The 247-nt window shown below is 47.4% G+C and carries 1 rRNA gene; it reads right to left on the bottom strand.

What is annotated here, in order from left to right:
• Positions 1–148: ribosomal RNA gene (locus tag KVT28_RS25990) — 16S ribosomal RNA — on the bottom strand; the annotation flags it as partial.
• Between the last annotated feature and the right edge of the window lie 99 nt (positions 149–247).

Genomic DNA, 247 nt, shown 5'->3' with positions numbered 1-247 from the left:
ATCCCCCTCCATCGGGCAGTTTCCCAGACATTACTCACCCGTCCGCCGCTCGTCACCCCAGAGCAAGCTCTCTGTGCTACCGTTCGACTTGGATGTGTTAGGCCTGCCGCCAGCGTTCAATCTGAGCCATGATCAAACTCTTCAATTTAAGTTTGATTTGCAGAAACCAGTTCAGCGTTGCTCATCTGTAAAACGTCATAATGAATTTCATTATGTGTTCACTCGTGAGGCTTTGATATTTTTTTGC

The sequence above is a fragment of the Pantoea sp. GbtcB22 genome, from assembly GCF_019091025.1.
GTDB lineage: Bacteria > Pseudomonadota > Gammaproteobacteria > Enterobacterales > Enterobacteriaceae > Pantoea > Pantoea leporis.
Note: the sequence above shows the minus strand (reverse complement) of the source record. Positions and strands in the feature narration are given on the sequence as shown.